The 18,542-nt window shown below is 69.0% G+C and carries 20 protein-coding genes and 1 tRNA gene; 8 read left to right on the top strand and 13 right to left on the bottom strand.

The annotated features are described in order from the left end of the window. The first annotated feature begins 1 nt into the window (after position 1). Positions 2–493 (top strand): DUF3515 family protein, encoded by a 492-nt coding sequence (locus IEW87_RS08755; RefSeq protein ID WP_188711864.1) that lies wholly within the window; start codon positions 2–4, stop codon positions 491–493. Here the strand turns inward: IEW87_RS08755 and IEW87_RS08750 are convergent, their stop codons facing one another. The 8 genes from IEW87_RS08750 to IEW87_RS08715 form a co-directional block, all read right to left on the bottom strand. Continuing rightward, positions 494–1,588: a D-alanine--D-alanine ligase family protein gene (locus IEW87_RS08750; protein ID WP_188711863.1), complete on the bottom strand. Its 1,095-nt coding sequence runs from the start codon at positions 1,586–1,588 to the stop codon at positions 494–496. It abuts the gene before it with no gap. After that, positions 1,494–2,600 carry an NAD(P)H-dependent glycerol-3-phosphate dehydrogenase gene (locus IEW87_RS08745; protein ID WP_229731046.1) on the bottom strand — a complete coding sequence of 369 codons (1,107 nt, stop codon included), beginning with the start codon at positions 2,598–2,600 and terminating at the stop codon, positions 1,494–1,496. Before IEW87_RS08745 ends, IEW87_RS08750 begins: the two co-directional genes overlap by 95 nt. Then, positions 2,597–3,283 (bottom strand): lysophospholipid acyltransferase family protein, encoded by a 687-nt coding sequence (locus IEW87_RS08740; protein WP_188712721.1) that lies wholly within the window; start codon positions 3,281–3,283, stop codon positions 2,597–2,599. Before IEW87_RS08740 ends, IEW87_RS08745 begins: the two co-directional genes overlap by 4 nt. Before the next feature lie 56 nt (positions 3,284–3,339). Beyond that, positions 3,340–4,701: a UDP-N-acetylglucosamine 1-carboxyvinyltransferase gene (gene murA, locus IEW87_RS08735; RefSeq protein ID WP_188711862.1), complete on the bottom strand. Its 1,362-nt coding sequence runs from the start codon at positions 4,699–4,701 to the stop codon at positions 3,340–3,342. Between the two features lie 65 nt (positions 4,702–4,766). Then, positions 4,767–5,363, bottom strand: coding sequence for a 3-isopropylmalate dehydratase small subunit (gene leuD / locus IEW87_RS08730; protein ID WP_188711861.1), 597 nt, complete (start codon positions 5,361–5,363; stop codon positions 4,767–4,769). Between the two features lies 1 nt (position 5,364). Beyond that, the gene (leuC, locus tag IEW87_RS08725; protein ID WP_188711860.1) at positions 5,365–6,819 is read right to left on the bottom strand and encodes a 3-isopropylmalate dehydratase large subunit; all 1,455 of its coding nucleotides are present in this window, start codon (positions 6,817–6,819) and stop codon (positions 5,365–5,367) included. 203 nt (positions 6,820–7,022) lie between these two features. Next, positions 7,023–8,015, bottom strand: a complete 993-nt coding sequence (locus tag IEW87_RS08720; protein ID WP_188711859.1) for a TerC family protein — start codon at positions 8,013–8,015, stop codon at positions 7,023–7,025. A 217-nt stretch (positions 8,016–8,232) separates the two neighbouring features. Then, a tRNA-Glu gene (locus tag IEW87_RS08715) sits at positions 8,233–8,305 on the bottom strand. A gap of 157 nt (positions 8,306–8,462) precedes the next feature. On the opposite strand from IEW87_RS08715, the gene IEW87_RS08710 reads away from it, so the two are divergent. Next, positions 8,463–9,098 carry an MBL fold metallo-hydrolase gene (locus IEW87_RS08710; protein WP_188711858.1) on the top strand — a complete coding sequence of 212 codons (636 nt, stop codon included), beginning with the start codon at positions 8,463–8,465 and terminating at the stop codon, positions 9,096–9,098. Positions 9,099–9,136: 38 nt separating this feature from the next. After that, on the top strand, positions 9,137–10,387 hold the full coding sequence (locus tag IEW87_RS08705; RefSeq protein WP_188711857.1) for a CoA transferase: 1,251 nt from the start codon (positions 9,137–9,139) through the stop codon (positions 10,385–10,387). Here IEW87_RS08705 and IEW87_RS08700 read toward each other — a convergent pair whose 3' ends face one another. Further along, positions 10,388–11,308: a diacylglycerol/lipid kinase family protein gene (locus IEW87_RS08700; protein ID WP_188711856.1), complete on the bottom strand. Its 921-nt coding sequence runs from the start codon at positions 11,306–11,308 to the stop codon at positions 10,388–10,390. 242 nt (positions 11,309–11,550) lie between these two features. Between IEW87_RS08700 and IEW87_RS08695 the strand changes: the two genes are divergently transcribed. Both IEW87_RS08695 and IEW87_RS08690 read left to right on the top strand, forming a co-directional pair. After that, positions 11,551–12,294: a pyrimidine reductase family protein gene (locus IEW87_RS08695; protein WP_188711855.1), complete on the top strand. Its 744-nt coding sequence runs from the start codon at positions 11,551–11,553 to the stop codon at positions 12,292–12,294. Between the two features lie 95 nt (positions 12,295–12,389). Beyond that, positions 12,390–13,133, top strand: a complete 744-nt coding sequence (locus tag IEW87_RS08690) for a SurA N-terminal domain-containing protein (protein WP_188711854.1) — start codon at positions 12,390–12,392, stop codon at positions 13,131–13,133. Positions 13,134–13,163: 30 nt separating this feature from the next. Here the strand turns inward: IEW87_RS08690 and IEW87_RS08685 are convergent, their stop codons facing one another. Continuing rightward, positions 13,164–13,637: a hypothetical protein gene (locus tag IEW87_RS08685; RefSeq protein WP_188711853.1), complete on the bottom strand. Its 474-nt coding sequence runs from the start codon at positions 13,635–13,637 to the stop codon at positions 13,164–13,166. Continuing rightward, positions 13,637–14,050, bottom strand: coding sequence for a DUF4383 domain-containing protein (locus IEW87_RS08680; protein WP_188711852.1), 414 nt, complete (start codon positions 14,048–14,050; stop codon positions 13,637–13,639). Before IEW87_RS08680 ends, IEW87_RS08685 begins: the two co-directional genes overlap by 1 nt. Positions 14,051–14,224: 174 nt before the next feature. Between IEW87_RS08680 and IEW87_RS08675 the strand changes: the two genes are divergently transcribed. From IEW87_RS08675 to IEW87_RS08665, 3 genes are read left to right on the top strand one after another with little or no spacing between them, the layout of a single operon-like run. Next, positions 14,225–15,349: a type III polyketide synthase gene (locus IEW87_RS08675; protein WP_188711851.1), complete on the top strand. Its 1,125-nt coding sequence runs from the start codon at positions 14,225–14,227 to the stop codon at positions 15,347–15,349. After that, positions 15,346–16,050, top strand: a complete 705-nt coding sequence (locus tag IEW87_RS08670) for a methyltransferase domain-containing protein (RefSeq protein WP_188711850.1) — start codon at positions 15,346–15,348, stop codon at positions 16,048–16,050. Before IEW87_RS08675 ends, IEW87_RS08670 begins: the two co-directional genes overlap by 4 nt. Continuing rightward, a complete protein-coding gene (locus tag IEW87_RS08665) occupies positions 16,047–17,198 on the top strand; it encodes an FAD-dependent oxidoreductase (protein ID WP_188711849.1) in 1,152 nt (383 codons plus the stop codon). The genes IEW87_RS08670 and IEW87_RS08665 overlap by 4 nt, the downstream gene beginning before the upstream one ends. A 24-nt stretch (positions 17,199–17,222) precedes the next feature. Here IEW87_RS08665 and IEW87_RS08660 read toward each other — a convergent pair whose 3' ends face one another. Both IEW87_RS08660 and IEW87_RS08655 read right to left on the bottom strand, forming a co-directional pair. Then, on the bottom strand, positions 17,223–18,341 hold the full coding sequence (locus IEW87_RS08660) for a baeRF2 domain-containing protein (RefSeq protein ID WP_188711848.1): 1,119 nt from the start codon (positions 18,339–18,341) through the stop codon (positions 17,223–17,225). Continuing rightward, a complete protein-coding gene (locus tag IEW87_RS08655; protein WP_188712810.1) occupies positions 18,334–18,537 on the bottom strand; it encodes a hypothetical protein in 204 nt (67 codons plus the stop codon). Before IEW87_RS08655 ends, IEW87_RS08660 begins: the two co-directional genes overlap by 8 nt. Positions 18,538–18,542 lie beyond the last annotated feature (5 nt).

Raw genomic sequence — 18,542 nt, 5'->3', positions numbered from 1 at the left:
CGTGATTCGTCGTCTGCTCGCGCTGGCCGCTGCCGGTGTCGCTCTCGTGGCTGCCGGGTGCACCCCGACGGTGCACCTCGAGCCCGCGGCGCACGCGAACGATCCGCGCTGCGCCGACGTCACGGTGCGTGTCCCCGATGCCATCGCCGACTTCGATCGCGTCTGGACCGATGCCCAGGCGACCGCCGCGTGGGGCGATCCGAGCGCCGTGCTCTTCACGTGCGGCCTCGAGCCGCCGGGGCCCTCAACGCTCCAGTGCGTCTCCATCGGCGGCGTCGACTGGATCGTCGACGACAGCGACTTCCCGAACCTGCGACTGACCACGTACGGCCGCACCCCGGCTGCCCAGGCCTACGTCGACACCGAGGCCGTCAGCAGCAACGACGTCCTCAGCAGTCTCAGCAATGCCGTCGCCACCCTCCCGGAGAACACCAGGTGCACGACGGTCGAGGACGCCGAGATGATCGACGAGGACGTTCCGCAGACGAGCTGATCAGGCGGTGCGCGCGCGCCCGAGCTCGATGAGCTCCGAGATCAGGTCGGCGTAGCTGAGGCCCGAGGCGATCCAGCACTTCGGGTACATCGAGATGGGCGTGAAACCCGGCATCGTGTTGAGCTCGTTCACGACGATCTCATCGTCATCGGTGAGGAAGACGTCCACACGCGCCAGGCCGCGCCCCTCGACCGCATCGAACGCCCGTGCGCCGATGTCGCGGATCCGCTCAGTCTGTGCGTCCGTGAGGTCGGCCGGGCAGATGACCTCGGCCCCGTCGCCGCCGAGGTACTTGCCCTCGAAGTCGTAGAACTCGCGCGTCGTGACAACGATCTCGCCCGGAAGCGAGGCACGTGTCGGCGCCGATCCGCGGCCCTCGAGGACCGCGACCTCGATCTCGCGCCCGCGCATGCCGCACTCGACGAGGATCTTGTCATCTTCGTCGAAGGCCGTGCGCATCGCACCGTCGAGCTCGTCTGGGCCGTGCACCTTCGAGACGCCGACGCTCGACCCGGCGCGCGCAGGCTTGACGAATACCGGGTAGCCGAGCGCCGTCACCTCGTCGCGGACGACGTCCGGCTCGGAGGCCCAGCGGCGCGACCTGACGACGATGCCGGGCGCGACCGCGATCCCTGCGTCGTGCAACGCGATCTTCGTGAAGTGCTTGTCGAGGCACACCGCGGAGTCGAGCACACCGCCTCCCGCGTACGGGATCGCAAGCGTGTCGAGAAAGCCCTGGATCGTGCCGTCTTCGCCGTGCAGGCCGTGCAGGATCGGAAGGACGACGTCGACGGCGCCGAGGTCATCGATCGTGCCGTCGGCGCGACGCACGCGCAACGCGCGGTCATCACCCGGCATCGGCCACAGGATCCGGGTGCCGTTGTCGACGACCTCCGGGAGCTTGTGCGCGTCGAGGCGAAAGCGGTCCGGATCGTCCTGTTCGAGGACGAAGACGCCCTCCCTCGTGATGCCGACGGGAATGACGCGGTACCGGTCGCGGTCAATTGCGCCGAGCACGCCCCCCGCCGTCGCCGAAGAGATCTCGTGCTCGCTCGACCGCCCTCCGAAGAGCACCGCCACCGTTGCTCGCTGCATGCTGTGTCTCCTCCTGCGGAGTGTCGTCGTCGGTCGTGAGATGCGGCGCGATGTCGCGAGGCTCCATCGTGCCATCCAGCACCATCTTCACCTGCTTCACGATCGGCATGTCGACGTCCTTCGCCTGCGCGAGCTGCAGGATCGGCGCCACCGAACTGAGCCCCTCGGCGGTCTGCTCCATGTGCGCGACGACGTCGTCGAGCGTGTATCCCTGGCCGAGCAGGCGCCCGGCGGTGTTGTTGCGACTGAGGGGCGACTGGCACGTCGCGATGAGGTCGCCGAGCCCCGCGAGCCCCTGCATCGTCTCGTACTGCGCGCCGTAGGCGACCGCGAAGTCGGTCATCTCGACGAGGCCGCGCGTGATGATCGAGGCCTTCGTGTTCTCGCCGTAGCCGACGCCGTCGACGATGCCCGTCGCGACGGCAATGAGGTTCTTCAGCACGCCGGCGAACTCGGTGCCGGCGACATCGGTGTTCACGAACGTGCGGAAGTAGCCGTTGGAGGCCGTGAGCGCCAGGCGCGCCGCGGTGTCTGCCGCGTGAGCTGAGACGACGGCGGCGGTCGGCTGCTCCTCAGCGATCTCCCGCGCGAGATTCGGTCCGCTGATGACGGCGATCCGCGATCGGTCGCAGCCGATGACCTCCTCGATCACCTGGCTCATCCGCAGGCCGGTCTGCTTCTCGACGCCCTTCATCAGGCTGACGATCGGTGCATCTGTGCGCGACAGCATCGTCCGCAGCGGCTTGAGAGTCTCGCGCGCGGACTTGCTCGGGACCGAGAGGTAGACCTCGTCCACACCGTCCAGCGCGCGCGTGATGTCGTGGGTCGCGCGCATCGAGCGCGGCAGGTTGATGCCGGGCAGGTAGCGCGAGTTGCGCTTCGCCTCGTCGATCTCGCGCGCCATGTCGGGGCGGCGCGCCCACATTATGACGTCCGCCCCGCCGTCGGCGAGGATCTTCCCGAACGTCGTGCCCCAGCTGCCGGCGCCGAGCACGGCGACGCGCGCGCTCACATGCGCCCCGTCTCGTTCTGGCCGCGGCGCACCGGATCCCAGCGCTCCTTCGGCGGAGCCTCATCCCGGAGTTCGCCGAGCAGCCGGGAGATCTCGTCCATGAGTCGCGTCGTCGCCTCCGACAGCGCACTCGCCTCGTGGGCGCGCCCGCTCAGGTCGGACAGATCCACCGGCTCGCCGATGAGAACGGTGACGCGGCGACGCGGCGGGAACGGCTTGAGCTTGCCGTAGCGCGGCATGAACTGCTGCTCTCCCCAGTGCGCGACCGGGATCAGCGGGATGTCACCGGCAAGCGCGAGGCGCACGGCGCCCGACTTGCCGCGCATCGGCCACAGGTCGGGATCGCGCGTCAGCGTGCCCTCGGGATAGACGATGACGCCGCGCGCTCCCCGCACCAGCTCGCTGGCCTGCTCCATTGACTGCGCCGCGCCGCTCTTGCCGCGAGTGACGGGCACCATGCCGGTCGCCTTCAGTGCCGACCCGAGCACGGGCACGCGAAACAGGCTCTCTTTCGCCATGAAGCGTGGCGCGCGCCCGATCTTCCAGGTCGCGACCGCCACCGTCAGCGGGTCGATCTCGCTGTGGTGGTTCGGCGCCATCACGTAAGCGCCGTCGCGCGGGAGGTGATGGGCGCCGCGGATCTCGATCCTCGCGAGCCACCCCACGATCGGCACCACGATCATGGCGAGGAGCCAGAACAGGCTGGGGCGGGTCTTCTCTCGGGAGGCTCTGCCCACGATCACCCCACGATGTCGAAGTCGGCACCGAGGGCGGTGAGCTTGTCGAAGAACTTCTCGTATCCGCGGCGGATGATGCCGACGTTCGACACGCGCGAGGTGCCCTCCGCCGCGAGGGCGGCGATCACGTAGGCGTACCCGCCTCGCAGGTCCGGCACGATGATCTCGGCACCGCGCAGCGCGGTGGGCCCGGTGATCACGGCGGCCTGCTCGAGCTCGCGGCGCGGCACGCGACGGTCGTTGCTGGCCAGGCCATCGGGGTGCACGACGATGTCGGCGCCCATCTGGTTGAGCGCGGCCGTGAAGCCGAGGCGGTTCTCGTACACAGTCTCGTGCACGGTCGACACGCCTTCCGCCTGCGTCAGCGCCACGATGAGCGGCTGCTGCCAGTCGGTCATGAAGCCGGGGTGCACGTCGGTCTCGACCATGACCGGGCGCAGCGGCGTCTTCGCGCGACGGAACGTGATCCCGTCGTCGCGGATGTCGAATTCGCCGCCGACCTTCCGGAAGACGTTGAGGAACGTGAGCATCTCGTACTGGCGAGCGCCCTTGACGAAGATCTCGCCGTCGGTCGCGAGCGCGGCGCAGGCCCAGCTCGCGGCCTCGTTGCGGTCGAAGAGGCTGCGGTGCACGTAGCCGCCGAGCTCGTCGACACCCTCGATGAAGATCACGCGGTTCGGCTCATAGGAGATGATCGCGCCCATCTTCTGCAGCACGCCGATGAGGTCCATGATCTCGGGCTCGATCGCGGCATTGCGCAGTTCGGTGACGCCCTTCGCGCGCACGGCGGTGAGCAGCACCTGCTCGGTCGCGCCGACGCTCGGGTACGGCAGCTCGATGTTCGCACCGTGGAGACCATCGGGCGCAGACAGGCGGATCCCATTGGGCTGCTTGTCGACGACGGCGCCGAACTCGCGCAGCGCGTCGAGGTGGAAGTCGATCGGACGATCGCCGATACGGCATCCGCCGAGGTCGGGGATGAACGCCTGACCGAGCACGTGCAGCAGCGGGCCGCAGAACAGGATCGGGATTCTGCTGGATCCGGCGTGCGCGTCGATCTCCTCGAAGCCGGCGGACTTCGCACGGGTCGGGTCGAGTACCAGGGATCCTGGCTCCTCGCCCTCCGTGACCGTCACGCCATGCACGCCGAGCAGCGAGCGCACGACCTCGACATCGCGGATCTCGGGAACGTCACGCAGCGTGGATGGCGTCTCGCCGAGCAGCGACGCGACCATCGCCTTCGTCGCGAGATTCTTCGCGCCCTTCACGTCGACCTGACCGCGCAGCGGCCGACCGCCGCGGATCTCGAGGACGTCTCCGAGCGTCGGAGTCGCCTGCGCCTGCGTGCCGCCTATGAGCGTCATTCTCGTGGATCCTCACTGTCTTCCGGCGAACCCGCCACCCCGGGTCTCGGGGTGGCGTCCTCGGCTCACGGAACCGGGAGGGTCCGCGGCCGCCACGCCTCGCGGCGGGCCTCGAACTGCGTGATCTTGTCTTCGTGTCGCAGCGTGAGCCCGATGTCGTCAAGCCCTTCGAGGAGCCGCCATCTAGTGTAATCGTCGATCTCGAAGGGGGCCGTGAAGTCGCCGAGCGTTACTGTGCGCTCGACAAGATCGACTGTCATCTCGACGCCCGGGTTCGCGTCGATCGCTCCCCAGAGCTTCTCGAGCGTCTCTTCGGAGATGACGCCGGCCACCAGTCCCTGCTTGCCCGAGTTGCCGCGGAAGATATCGGCGAATCGCGTACTGAGCACGACCCGAAAGCCGAAGTCGCGCAGCGCCCACACAGCGTGTTCGCGGCTGGATCCCGTTCCGAAGTCGGGGCCGGCGACGAGCACCGACGCGCCACGGAAGGAATCCTGGTTCAGCACGAAGTCCTCGTGCTGACGCCATTCCGCGAAGAGGGCATCCTCGAAGCCCGTCTTCGTCACGCGCTTGAGATAGACGGCGGGAATGATCTGGTCGGTGTCGACGTTCGAGCGCTTCAGCGGCGCGGCGACGCCCGTGTGTGTCGTGAACTTCTCCATGTCAGGCTCCTACCAGCGCGCGGACGTCAGCGTTCTCGAGGTCGCTCGGGCTCGACAGCGTGCCGCGCACGGCCGTCGCGGCCGCGACGAGCGGAGAGACGAGGTGAGTGCGTCCGCCCTTGCCCTGGCGCCCCTCGAAGTTTCGGTTGCTCGTGGAGGCGCAGCGCTCCCCCGGCGCGAGCTGGTCGGGGTTCATCCCCAGACACATCGAGCACCCCGCGAACCGCCATTCCGCGCCGAACGCCGTCACGATCTTGTCGATGCCCTCGGCCTCGGCCTCGAGGCGCACGCGCGCGGAACCCGGCACGACCATGACGCGGACGCCGTCGGCCTTGGTGCGGCCCTCGATGATCGACGCGAACGCGCGCAGATCCTCGATTCGGCTGTTCGTGCACGACCCCATGAAGACCGCATCGACGGGAATGTCCTTCATCGGCGTGCCCGGCGTGATGTCCATGTACTCGTAGGCGCGCTCGGCCGCCTGGCGCGACGCCTCGTCGGCGAAGCTGTCCAGCAACGGCACGGAGTCGCTCAGCGAGACACCCTGGCCTGGGTTCGTCCCCCACGTGACGAAGGGTTCGAGCTCGTCGGCGTCGATGAACACCTCGGCGTCGAACGTCGCTCCCTCGTCTGTGGGCAACGTCTTCCAGTACGCGACGGCCTCGTCCCAGTCGGCGCCGGTCGGGGCGTGCGTGCGCCCCTTCACATACTCGAAGGTGGTCTCGTCCGGCGCGACCATGCCCGCGCGAGCGCCGGCCTCGATCGACATGTTGCAGACGGTCATCCGTCCCTCCATCGAGAGGGCCCGGATGGCGGATCCACGGTATTCGAGCACGTACCCCTGGCCGCCGCTCGTGCCGATCTTCGCGATGACGGCGAGGATGATGTCCTTCGCGGTCACGCCCGGCTTCAGCTCGCCGTCCACGTTGATCGCCATCGTCTTGAACGGCTTGAGCGAGAGCGTCTGCGTCGCCATGACATGCTCGACCTCGCTGGTGCCGATGCCGAACGCGAGGGCACCGAACGCGCCATGCGTCGAGGTATGACTGTCGCCGCAGACGACGGTGATGCCGGGCATCGTCAGTCCGAGCTGCGGCCCCATCACATGCACGATTCCCTGCTCCACGTCACCGAGCGAGTGCAGTCGCACCCCGAACTCCTCGGCGTTGTTTCGCAGCGTGTCGACCTGCGTCCGACTGGTGAGGTCGGCGATCGGCTTGTCGATGTTGAGCGTCGGGGTGTTGTGATCCTCCGTGCCGATCGTCAGATCGAGCCGGCGCGGCGCGCGCCCCTCGGCGCGCAAGCCGTCGAACGCCTGCGGGCTCGTCACCTCGTGAATGAGGTGGAGATCGATGTAGATCAGGTCGGGTTCCTGGCCCTCACCGCGGACGACGACGTGGTCGTCCCACAGCTTCTCGGCCAGTGTGCGGGGGCGATTCGGTGTATCAACGCTCATTTTCGTTCCCTCTCTCCTGAGACGTCGTGGGTGTCGGCCGTCGACTGACTCCGCGACGGGAGGGCCTAGAGCGTGATCCCGTCGCGGCAGATAAGGAGGAGACTCTTGTGCCGCACCCCTTGACAATAACAGAGTGCTCACCCCTGATCGCCGGAAGGGCGCCAGAGATGAGCACTCTGCTCAGGACAGAATCTCGGAACCGATCATTCCTCCGCGACGGCGCGCTTTCGTTCGATGCGGCTCACCGCGAGACTCGCGACGGTGGAGACGACGATCGCTCCAGCGATCACCCCAAGCGACGTCCAGTTGCTGATGACGGGCACCCACTCGATGTGCTCGCCGCCGTTGATGAACGGCAACTCGTTCACGTGCATCGCGTGGAAGACGAGTTTCACACCGATGAACGCGAGGATGAAGGCGACGCCGTACTTCAGGTAGCGCAGTCGCTCGAGCAGATCGCCCAACAGGAAGTACAGTTGCCGCAGACCCATGAGCGCGAACAGGTTCGCCGCGAACACGAGGAACGGCACCTGAGTGATACCGAAGATCGCGGGGATCGAGTCGATCGCGAAGATCACATCCGTCACGCCGATCGAGAGGAACACGATCAGCATCGGGGTCAGCATCTTCCTCCCGTTCACGGTCGTGCGAAGTTTCGCGCCGTCGTAAGAATCGTGGATCGGGATGAACCGCCGCAGCTGCCGAACGAGGAAGGTCTCCTTCTTCGCGTCGTCGTCATGTCCCCGCTCGAAGATCTGACGCGCCGCGGTGTAGACGAGGAACGCGCCGAAGATGTAGAAGACGAAGCTCCAGCGCTCGATCAGGGCGGCACCGACGAGGATGAACGCCGCGCGCAGCACCAGCGCGATGATGATGCCGACCATCAGCACCTCTTGCTGATACTTCCGTGGCACCGAGAACTGCGACATGATCAGCACGAAGACGAACAGGTTGTCGATCGACAGGCTGTACTCCGTCAGCCAGCCCGCAACGAATTCGACAGCGTGGTCCGCGTCACCGATCGCCCACAGCACGCCGGCGAAGACGAGCGCGAGCGTGACGTAGAAGCCGACCCACAGCGCCGACTCGCGGGTCGACGGGATGTGCGGTCGCTTCAGGATCAACAGCAGGTCGGCGATCAGGATGACGACGAGCAGCGCGAGCGCGCCGATCTGAAACGCGAGGGGAATTTCCAACGGTGGTCCTTTCGGGGTGCGGTGACGTCCGAAAGTCTCTCCCCGCACCCGGAGGTGCGCCACGCGCCCGGAGCCTCTTGGATGGAGCTCGTCCTGACGATGCGCGCGAAGTTCGGGATACTCCCTCTCGCGGTGTCTACCCTACCGCCCCACCGGGGCGGTACTGGCAGGGAAGACGCCGAAAGCCCGGACTCGCGTCCGGGCTTTCGAATGTGCGTGACCCCAGCGGGATTCGAACCCGCGTTACCGGCGTGAGAGGCCAGCGTACTAGGCCGCTATACGATGGGGCCGCATCTTCTTTCCGTTGTTCCGCTCTCGCGGCAACCCCCCCAGCATACATTGCGCTTCGACGCCTCTCCAAATCCGGCCGCCCGCCCTCTCCCCCTCGGGCGTGTCTTCCCCGCCAGGGTGGTCGATCTGCGTCCTGACGGCTGGCATGCTCGACATATGCACGTCACAAAGCACCCGCACGCGTTTCTCACCGTCGAGCGATCCGGCGAGACCCTCGTGATCGATCCCGGCGGTCTGACCCCGGCTCTGACAGACCTCGACGGCGTCGTCGGCGTGGTCGTGACTCACGAGCATGCCGACCATTGGACGCCGGAGCACCTGCGCCGGCTCCGCGACGAGTTCCCGGACGTCCCGATCTACACAACCGCGGCGACCGCGGCCGCCGCTCCCGTCGAGACCACCGTCGTCTCCCCCGGAGACGCGGTGCGCGCCGGTGTGTTCGAACTGGCGTTCTTCGGCGGCACCCACTGCGAGATCCACTCGTCGATCCCCCTCATCGACAACGTGGGCGTCTTGGTCGACGGCGCGCTGTATTACCCGGGGGATTCGTATGCGGTGCCGACCGGCGTCGACGTCGCGATGCTGGCCGCTCCCATCGGCGCTCCCTGGCTGAAGATCGGCGAGGCGATGGACTTCGTCCTCGAGGTGGCGCCCCGCGCGGCCTTCGGAACACACGATGGCACCCTCTCCCCGGCGGGGTTGCGCATGCACCGCGATCGGCTTGCGTGGGCGACCGCGCAGGGTGGCGGCACGTTCCACGAACTCGACGCGGGCGACACCATCGACATCTGAACCTGGCCCTCCACGCGCCCAGTCGATAGCCTGCTCGCATGAGCGTGACGGTGCGCAGATGGTGGCAGTGCGCCCTTGACGTGGAGTCACTTGCGGTTCCGGCCGTCGAGATCGCCGCGGACGAGGCGGCACGCCTGTCCGCTGTGCGGGGCCGCCCCGCGCGGGTCGAGACGACCGCTGAGCTCGTCCGCGCCGCCTTCGGCGCCTTCTCACACCTGCGTGTGAACGGCCGCACCGTGAATCCGTGGGCCCCGCTGTCGGGGTTCGTCGAGACCCGCGACGGCGTGCTGCGCACGCACGCGAACTATCCGCACCATGCGGAGGCGATCGCGCGCGCCACCGGCGCATCCGACCGTCCGTCGCTCGACGACGTTGCGGCGGCATGGCGCGTCGACGACCTCGAGGCCGCGATCCTCGACGCGGGCGGCGTCGCAACGCGCGTGCGCACCGAGGAGGAATGGCGAGAGCACCCACACGAGATCGCAACGGCCGGCGACCGGTGGGTCGAGGTCTCCCCCGCCGCGGAACGCGCGATGCCGCCCGCGGCCACGATGCCGCTCGAGGGGATCCGAGTCCTGGACCTCACGCGCGTGCTCGCGGGCCCGTCGGCTTCGCAGCTGCTTGCGTGCCTCGGCGCCGACGTTCTGCGGATCGATCCACCGCGGATGCCGGAGCCGATCGTGCAGCACCTCGTCACCGGCATGGGCAAGCGCTCCGCCGTAGCGGATCTCGACCACCACGCAGACGACGTGCTGGCGCTCGCGCGCTCGGCCGACGTCGTCCTGCTCGGGTACCGCCCCGGCGCCCTCGATCGGTTCGGGTTGTCTCCCGAGGCGCTCGTGTCCGAGATGCCGTCGCTCATCGTCGGGTCGCTGTCGGCGTGGGGCGAGCACGGACCGTGGGGCGACCGGGTCGGCTTCGATTCGATCGTGCAGGCAGCGACGGGAATCGCCGACGCCTGCCGCACCGCCGACGGATCACCCGGGGCGCTGCCCGTGCAGGCGCTGGACGTCGCGACGGGCGCCCACCTCGCCGGCCGCGTCATGGGCCTGCTGGCCGATGGCTCCGGCGGCATCATCCGCGCGAGTCTGCTCGGAGCGGCACGCACTCTGCTCGCGCGCGACCGCGTCGCGCACGATGCGGACATTCCGCTCGGCGTACCGGTCGTCAACGTCTCGTCACCGCACGGCGAGTTGCTCGCCGTGCCGCCGCCACTCCTCTACGACCGGCGGACGATCGAGCGCGACGTCGGCGAGTACGGCGGCGCGGCACTTGCCTGGACGCAATAGTCAGCGCACGCGCAGCGCACCCGGCTGGAGCGTGATCTCGAGCGACGTCGTCTCGGCGACCTCGTCGCCGTCGACCTCCACCACGCGCGGCTCGGCCAGCTCGAGCGATAGCGAACGAACGCGACGGTGAGTCACGCTGTCGCTCGACTGCGCATCGGCGCCGCGGCCGAAGGCACGGGCGATGCCGTTGTCCCACACGACGTTGCGGAGCGTATCCATCCAGCCGCCCACGCCGTCGGCGTCGAGGAGCAGCAGGTCGAGCTCGCCATCGGAGGGGTCGGCATCGGGAAGGAGTGTGAAACCACCCTGCAGCGTGCCGCAGTTGCCGACGATCAGCGTGTGCGCGGATCCGTCTCGGGGCTCGCCGTCGTCCGCCGTAAGGCGCACGTCGATGACCTCGCTGGCCGTCACGGCGCGGCCGAGCGCCTCGACGTAGGCGACCCACCCCGCGCGATCCTTCAGGTCGTCGTCGGTCTCGGTGATCATGTGCGCGTCGATGCCGAAGCCCGCCATGACGACGAACGCGTAGCGAGCCTGTCCGGTGTCGGCCCAGCCGACGTCGATCCTGCGCGGCTCGCCGATCACGGCGCGCTCAACGGCCGCGGCGACGTCGCCGAGCGGCACCTCGAGGTTCCGCGCGAGAAGGTTCCCGGTTCCGAGGGGGACGATGCCGAGGTCTACGTCAGCGCCGCTCTCTGCGAGGTGGGCGGCCACCGCGCGCACGGTGCCGTCACCCCCGGCCGCAAGCACAAGTTCCGCGCCCGCCTCGATCGCGGCGCGAGCGGCCGCGATCCCCGGGTCATCGGGGTCCGTTTCGTGCCACGTGACCGTCGCGTCGACGCTCTCGAGCGCCTTCTCGAGCTTGTCCGGAGCGCCCTTCGACGGGTTGAATACGACGCCGATGCGCGTAGGTGCCGACATGATCGTTCTCCTCATGGTGACCACCGGATGCGGTCGTTACGAGGAGCTTATGCACGCAAGCCGTGACCGGCCAGCAACGACCGTCCGATTCGCGCCGCCCGTGCACCATGATGGAAGAGACCGTCGCCGTCGACGAGTGAGGAGTTCGCCATGGATCCCCGGGACGCCACACGGCGCGGGGGCGTCGGCGGATGGCGCGCACCTGTCCGACTCGGACACAACACTCGCCCCAGGAGGAACGTATGACTGCTCGCATTGACCGCCTGTTTCCGCATCCCTCCGACGACCTCGACGACGAGGCCCTCCTCGCGACGTACGCATTTCCGGACACCGTCCCCTGGCTGCGCATGAACTTCGTCTCCAGCCTTGACGGCGCCGCGACGCGCGACGGACGCTCGGCGGGCTTGGGAGGCGACGCCGACAGCCGGGTGTTCACACTCCTGCGCCGCCTCGCCGACGTGGTGCTCGTCGGCGCAGGGACCGTCCGTGTCGAGAAGTACAACGAGATGGAACTCGACGAGGACGCCGCCGCGTGGCGACAGCGCCACGGATTCGCCCCGCAGCCGACCTTCGCCCTCGTCTCGCGGAGTCTCGACGTGGATCCGTCGTCGGCTGTGTTCCGAGACGCACCGGTGCGCCCGATCGTCTACACGGTGGCTGCGGCCCCCGCCGAGCGCCGGGAGCGCCTCGCGAACGTCGCCGACGTGGTCGATGCGGGTGACTCCGACGTCGCGCTCGGGCAGGTCCGCGCAGACCTCGTCCGGCGAGGCCTCGGTCGGATCCACTCCGAGGGCGGCCCGTCGCTGTTCGGCGCGGGGATCGTCGAGGGGGCGATCGACGAGCTGTGCCTGACTCTCGCCCCGTCGCTCGAATCGGGCGACGGCCGGCGCATCGCCGACGCGACAGAGGCCGCCCCGACCGCCTTTCGGCTCGCGACCCTCCTGAAATCCGGCGACGAACTGCTGCTCCGATACGTCACGGGCTGACCGGTTACGTTGTGCGTTTTCTGACTGCGCGCTGACTGCGCTCCTCAGCGCGGGGTGTAGCGTCGCGCAAAACGTTCGGACGCTCTGGAGGCCCTATGTCGATTTCCCGTTTGCTCGTCGCCGGCACGCTCGTCGGCGCCCTTGCGCTGGCCGGGTGCAGCGCCGGCGCCGAGGATCCCGAGGAGGAAGCGACACCAGCTCCGACGGACGCCGCACCCGCCGCCCCCGAGGCCGACCTCGACGGTCTGCCCGACATCGTCGCCGTCGTCAACGACGAGGAAATCACGCTCGAGGACTTCACGTCAGCGTACGAACCGCAGCTGCAGCAGGCGTCGATGATGCAGCAGCAGTCGGGCCAGGAGGTCGACCAGGACGAGCTGAAGGTGCAGGTCGCCGACATGCTCGTGAACTCGGCACTGCTGACGCAGGCCGCAACGGCTTCGGGCATTGAAGCGACGGACGAGGATGTCGATGGCGTCCTGAAGGATCTTGCAACGCAGAACGGCCTCGAATCGGTCGACGACGTCATCGCGGCGTTCGACGAGCAGGGCATCGCCGAGGAAGACGTCCGCGAAGACGCCGCAGATCAGGTGCGCATCGACGCCTACGTCGCGGCAGAGACCAACGTGGAGGCGCCCAGCGACGAGGAGCTGCGCGAGCAGTACGACCAGATGGTCGAGCAGTCGAAGCAGCAGCAGGGCGGCGAAGGCGAGATCCCGAAGTTCGACGAGGTGAAGCAGCAGCTCGCCGACCAGGCGGTCTCCCAGGAGCAGAACGCGGCCGTCGAGAAGATCGTCACGAAGCTCCGCGAGGACGGGAACGTCGAAATCAAGCTCTGACCGGCGCCTTCCCGTCGGTGCTGCCGCCCGTCAGTGCTCGTGGTGGGTGCCGTGCGGCACGGCCATATCGCCGGGCTCGGTATCAGCCAGCGCGGGCGTCGTCACGGCCGCGACGGCCATCGCCTGGACGACGATGACGGCGACGAGAGGCATCCGCGAATCGGTCGCCGAGATCGGTTGATCACGAGCACGCCGTCGCAGGACAACGGCGGCGGCGATCCCGACAGCGCCATGCAGCGCGAGCAGCGCGAGGAAGGGTGCCAGACCGATCCTCGCAGTGAACAGCAGGAGGGTCGCTCCTGCCACGATCGCGACGCTCGCGGCCAGCGCACTGCGCGGTGCGAGCACACGCCGCGTGTGCATCGTCGCCACGGCCCACGCGAACTCTGCCAGCGCCAGCGCGACCAGGCCGATCGCCGCGGGAACGCCAGCCCCGGCGCCGACGGCGCAGAGGATGAGCCCTGCGCCGATCGCCGCGAAGCCAGCTCCTACGGCCGCCATCATCACGCGACGCCGCGGTCAGGTGCGCCCCGCCCCTTGTCCGCCGCGATACTGACGCCTAGAAGCACGAGCGCGCTGCCCAGGTGCAGGATGTGGTCGGCCGTATTGAGCGCGAGGATGTTGGCGGCGGTGTCGGCGATGAAGAACCCGACGACGCCCACAACGAGATAGACCGCACCGACGACACCATTGACTGACCTCGCAGCCATCACCCCCGCCAGGCCGCCGAGCAGGAGCGCCGCGCCGACCGCGAGGTGGACGATGTTGTGAAGCGGGTTCACCTCGAAGACTCCGAGCAGCAGACTGCCCTCGGTAGCGAGGAACCCAACCCCCATGGTGACGAAGAATCCGAGCACGCCGACCACGAGGTAGACGGCGCCGAAGATGATTCCGACAAGCCGGTTCGCTGATTTCATGAGGTTCTCCTCTTCACTCGTTGACTGCACCCCATCGTGAGCGTTGATCGCCGCGCGGGCGACGGGGTTGCCGCACGGCCACCGAGCTGTTATATCGCTGAGGCCATCGCGAGTGACGGCGGTCGTCGTGTCAACCCCCACGACACCGTGCATGGGCACGACTATCGTGCGGGCATGCGCACATCGATCCTCGGCCTCGGGACTGCTGTTCCCGACGGCCATCTCAGTCAGCCCGTTGTCCGAGATTTCTTCGCATCGCAGCCCGGCACGGACCGGCTGGCGCGCCGGCTGATCGGATCCGTCTTCGATCATTCCGCGATCGACAGCAGATATTCGGTGATCGGTGAGATCGGCGCGCAGCACACGCTGTTCACCGACGACGACGGGAACCTGCTCTCACCGACGACGGGCGACAGAAACGCGCTGTATCGCCGCGACGCCCCGGCGCTCTCTGCCACGGCGGCCAGGACAGCGCTCGCGCGGTCGCACGTCGCCGCCGCGGACGTCACGCACGTCGTGACGGCGTCGTGCACGGGCTTCTTCGCGCCCGGCCCCGACTTCCGACTCGTCCAGGATCTCGGACTGGAGCCGACCGTCGAGCGCTATCACATCGGATTCATGGGCTGCGCGGCCGCGTTCCCGGCCCTGCGCGCTGCCACCCGCATCGCCGACGCGCAGCCGGGCTCGGTCGTCCTCGTGGTGTGTACGGAGCTGTGCTCGCTCCACATCCGGTCGTCGAGCGACCCGGAGCAGATCGTCGCGTCCGCGGTGTTCGGCGACGGGGCCGGCGCTGCCGTCGTCTCCTCTCGCGCCCCCTCGCGCGAGGGCGCCTTGTTCGAGATCGGCGACTTCTCGACGGCGATCACCAGCGAGGGTGAGGCCGACATGGACTGGACGATCGGCGACCGCGGCTTCGAGATGCGTCTCACGGCGGAGGTGCCGCGCATCATCGGCCGCGAGATCCGCGGCGTCGTCGACACGATGTTCCCCGGAGTCGAGGATGCGGCCGCCGAGGTCGACGCGTGGGCCGTGCACCCGGGAGGTCGCAGCGTGCTCGACCGCGTCCAGGACGGGCTGTCGCTCGTCGACTCGGCGATGGCGGATTCGCGTGCCGTACTGCGCGACTACGGCAACATGTCCAGCGCCACGATCCTCTTCATCCTTGAGCGGATCCTCGCCGACGACGCACTCGCGGACGGCGCTGACGTCGTCGGGCTCTGCTTCGGACCGGGACTGACGGTCGAGACGGCTCAGTTCACGCGGCGCGCGTCACCCGCCGCCGATGAGGCGGCGCGATGAGCCTGCGCACCCGCGCGGACGACCTGACGGAGCTGATGGACGACCCCGACTGCGACGCGGAGCGGCTCACCCGCACACTGCGCCGCCTCGCGATCGTGAACCGCGCCGTCGCCGCCTGGGGCCGGGTCTATCGCACCTTGCTGCGCCCGGCGTTCCTCGGCCTCGGCCGGCCGGTGCGCATCCTCGACGTCGGGTGCGGCGGCGGTGACGTGCTGCGCCGCGTGGTGGGCCTGGCCAGGCGGGACGGGCTCGACATCGCGGGAGTAGGGATCGATCCGGAGCCGCACGCCTTCGCGGTCGCGCGCGCGGCGACGCCGATGCCGGGGGTGACGTATCGACAGGCCGTCAGCGGGGATCTCGTCGCCGCCGGCGATGCGTTCGACGTCGTCCTCTCGAATCATCTCCTCCACCACCTGGATCGCGAGCAATTCGACGGACTCCTCGCGGATTCGACGATTCTCGCCACGACGCTGAGTGCGCATTCCGACATCGCACGGAGTCGCGCCGCGTACGCTGCGTTCTCCGCCGCGGCCGCACCGCTCGCGCCCGGATCCTTCGTGCGCGTCGACGGGCTGCGCAGCATCCGGCGCAGCTACACCCGGCGCGAGCTGTCGATGCGGCTGCCTGCGGGCTGGCACGTCCACGCTCCCGCCCCGTATCGCCTGCTCGCCCTCCACGACGCGTCGGGTCGGGTGACGTGACCCCACTTGACCACGACGTCCTCATCATCGGCGCCGGTCCCGCCGGTCTCGCCCTCGGCGCCGAGCTCCGCCGCCTCGGCGTCGACGCGAGCATCGTCGACCGTCGCCCGGATGGGGCGCCGGGCTCGCGCGCGATCGGTGTCCACCCACCGACGCTCGCCGCGCTCGAGCCGTCGGGAGTGACCGATCACATCCTGGCGCGAGCAGCCCGGATCACACGGGGCGTGGCCCGAGCGGACGGACGAATCCTCGGCGCCGTGCGCTTCGATCGACGACGCGCACGGTTTCCTTTCGTCGCGGCGGTGCCGCAGGCCATCACGGAAGCCGCCCTGCGTCACGCGGCTCCCGCTCCGGAATGGCGAACGGAGGCGCGAGCAGTGATCTCGCGATCCGATGACGCAATCGCGTCACTCGTCACGCCCGCGGGCGAACGCGACGTCCACGCTCGGGTGATCGTGGTCGCGTCCGGTGCTGGCGGCGAATCGCTGGGAGTGCCGATTCGCTCCGTGTGGCACCGATACCCCGACGGGTATCTCATGACCGACCTCGCCGCCGGTGGGGACGAGCCCGCCGACACGGCAATCGTGGACCTCGGTGCACGCGGCGTGCTCGAATCCTTCCCGTTGCCGGAAGGAGCACGCCGCCTCGTCGCCTGGGACCCCGGCGCCCGGGGCGCGGAAGCGACCGCGCAGCGAGCGACCCGGCTGCGCGCGGCCGTCGCCGCTCGCGATCCGAAACTCGCGGAACGAATCGAGACGGCAACAGCGTTCGGGATCCGGCGTTCGCTCGTGAGCAGGATGCGGGCGGGTCGCCTCCTCCTCATTGGCGACGCGGCGCACGAGGTGAGCCCGATCGGGGGTCAGGGAATGAACCTCGGCATTCTGGACGCCGTCACGCTTGCGTCGCCGCTCGCCGCCTGGCTCGCCAATCCCGAGCACTTCCAGGCGCTCGACCGCTGGGAGAAGCGTCGTCTCGCCTCCGCCCGCGCTGCCGCGCGGCTCGCGAGCGTCAACACCGCGCTGGGTCGCGGTCGGGGTGCGCGGACGCACGGGCTCGTCGTGGCCGGCATCCGCACCGCGATGCGCTCCCCGCTCGCGCGAGCGGCCGGTCACGCCTACGCGATGGGCTTCGACCAAGACGCGGCGTGACCGGCGACGACGGAAGCGATCCCGTCAGCCCGCACTCCAGCGCAGTGCCGCGAGCGGCTGGTCCGGTTCGCCGAGGCGTCGCGGTTCGTCCTCGCCGACGGGCTCATCCTCTTCGACGAGCACGCGCGCATCCGTGAGAAGAGCCGCGCGTGCAAGCGCCTCGGGCGCGGACACCCGGCCGACGACGCCCACGTCGAGGTTTCTCCCGTCGCCGACCCACGGCTGCGTTTCGAGTGCGTCGAGGGTGTGGTCCGACTCCCAGAGGCGAACGTCCAGCAGGAGGGTCTCGACCTGCGCCTGCTGGAGAGCGGCCATGACCTCCTCGGTGCCGCGTGCCCCTCGCTCTCCGTCGGCCGCCGCCGCGCGGTCCCGTGCCGCCGCGGCGCGCCCCTCGATTCGGTCTGCGATCGCCTCCGTGACGGCGCGATCAAGGGCAGCATCGTCCGTGCCGTCGGCGGCTGTGTGCGCGTCGACCTCGACAGCGATCTCGCGGCTGGCCGGAGCGAGCTGTTCCTGCAGCAGCTGCCGCGCCCGGACGTCGCCAGCGATCACGACGAACGCCGGCTGCCGCTCACGCACGACACGGTCGACCGCCTCAGCCACCTCGCTCTGGTTCGCCTTCCAGTTCTCCTCGGCCGAGCGTTGGTAGCGCGAGTGCGCGAGCCCCGCCCCGCGCACCTTCGACAGCGCATCGGCGTCTCCCTCGACGTCGTCGAGAGCCTCCGGCTGGCGGTCGGCCCGTCCCCACGTCAGGTGCGCACCGTCGCGTGCCGCCTCGACGACGAGGTAGCCCGCCGTTTCGGCGCCGTGACGCAGCATCGGCAGAAGCGGCGGCAATGCGGCCGTTCCGATCTCTTCGGGACCCACCCGCGGTTCCGGAAACGCAGCATCGACGACGACGTCGTCGTCGCGTGCGGCTATGTATCGGGCCGAGGGCGCGGGCATGCCCGTGGCGCGCGTGACGCAGCTCATCACGGCATCGACGGCGGCGTCGGTCGCGCCGGAATCGGAGAGCCTGCGACGCACAGCGTCCTGTTTCGCCTCTTCCTCGACCCGGGGGTCCGGGCCTGGTCCATCCACGTACGCGAACGTCCACCTACCCGGTTCGCCAAGCGCGGTCGTCAGCTTCCTGAGTTCACTCATCGTCGTCGGCCTCCTCACCACGGTCGAATGCCTGCTCGACTTCGTCGGGGTCGGTGTCGTCGGGTAGCGGCTCGCTCTCACGGAACGGTTCCGCGTGCGGTCGCCCGTGACCCTGCACCATGCCGCGCGTCTCCTGTTCCATCTCTTCGTCGAGTGCGGGTCCGTGCTTCGTGTTTCCGCGTTCGCTGTCACTCACGCTGT

It is taken from the genome of Microbacterium faecale, assembly GCF_014640975.1.
GTDB classification, from domain to species: Bacteria; Actinomycetota; Actinomycetes; order Actinomycetales; family Microbacteriaceae; genus Microbacterium; species Microbacterium faecale.
The sequence above is the reverse complement of the archived record's forward strand: the minus strand, read 5'-3'. Positions and strand labels throughout refer to the sequence as shown.

Bases quoted from the DNA above. Each gene is read 5' to 3' on its own strand.
- IEW87_RS08750 (WP_188711863.1), bottom strand. From the start codon at position 1,588: ATGCAGCGAGCAACGGTGGCGGTGCTCTTCGGAGGGCGGTCGAGCGAG.
- IEW87_RS08740 (WP_188712721.1), bottom strand. From the start codon at position 3,283: ATGATCGTGGTGCCGATCGTGGGGTGGCTCGCGAGGATCGAGATCCGC.
- murA (WP_188711862.1), bottom strand. From the start codon at position 4,701: ATGACGCTCATAGGCGGCACGCAGGCGCAGGCGACTCCGACGCTCGGA.
- leuD (WP_188711861.1), bottom strand. From the start codon at position 5,363: ATGGAGAAGTTCACGACACACACGGGCGTCGCCGCGCCGCTGAAGCGC.
- leuC (WP_188711860.1), bottom strand. From the start codon at position 6,819: ATGAGCGTTGATACACCGAATCGCCCCCGCACACTGGCCGAGAAGCTG.
- IEW87_RS08710 (WP_188711858.1), top strand. From the start codon at position 8,463: ATGCACGTCACAAAGCACCCGCACGCGTTTCTCACCGTCGAGCGATCC.
- IEW87_RS08705 (WP_188711857.1), top strand. From the start codon at position 9,137: ATGAGCGTGACGGTGCGCAGATGGTGGCAGTGCGCCCTTGACGTGGAG.
- IEW87_RS08700 (WP_188711856.1), bottom strand. From the start codon at position 11,308: ATGTCGGCACCTACGCGCATCGGCGTCGTATTCAACCCGTCGAAGGGC.
- IEW87_RS08695 (WP_188711855.1), top strand. From the start codon at position 11,551: ATGACTGCTCGCATTGACCGCCTGTTTCCGCATCCCTCCGACGACCTC.
- IEW87_RS08690 (WP_188711854.1), top strand. From the start codon at position 12,390: ATGTCGATTTCCCGTTTGCTCGTCGCCGGCACGCTCGTCGGCGCCCTT.
- IEW87_RS08685 (WP_188711853.1), bottom strand. From the start codon at position 13,637: ATGATGGCGGCCGTAGGAGCTGGCTTCGCGGCGATCGGCGCAGGGCTC.
- IEW87_RS08680 (WP_188711852.1), bottom strand. From the start codon at position 14,050: ATGAAATCAGCGAACCGGCTTGTCGGAATCATCTTCGGCGCCGTCTAC.
- IEW87_RS08675 (WP_188711851.1), top strand. From the start codon at position 14,225: ATGCGCACATCGATCCTCGGCCTCGGGACTGCTGTTCCCGACGGCCAT.
- IEW87_RS08670 (WP_188711850.1), top strand. From the start codon at position 15,346: ATGAGCCTGCGCACCCGCGCGGACGACCTGACGGAGCTGATGGACGAC.
- IEW87_RS08660 (WP_188711848.1), bottom strand. From the start codon at position 18,341: ATGAGTGAACTCAGGAAGCTGACGACCGCGCTTGGCGAACCGGGTAGG.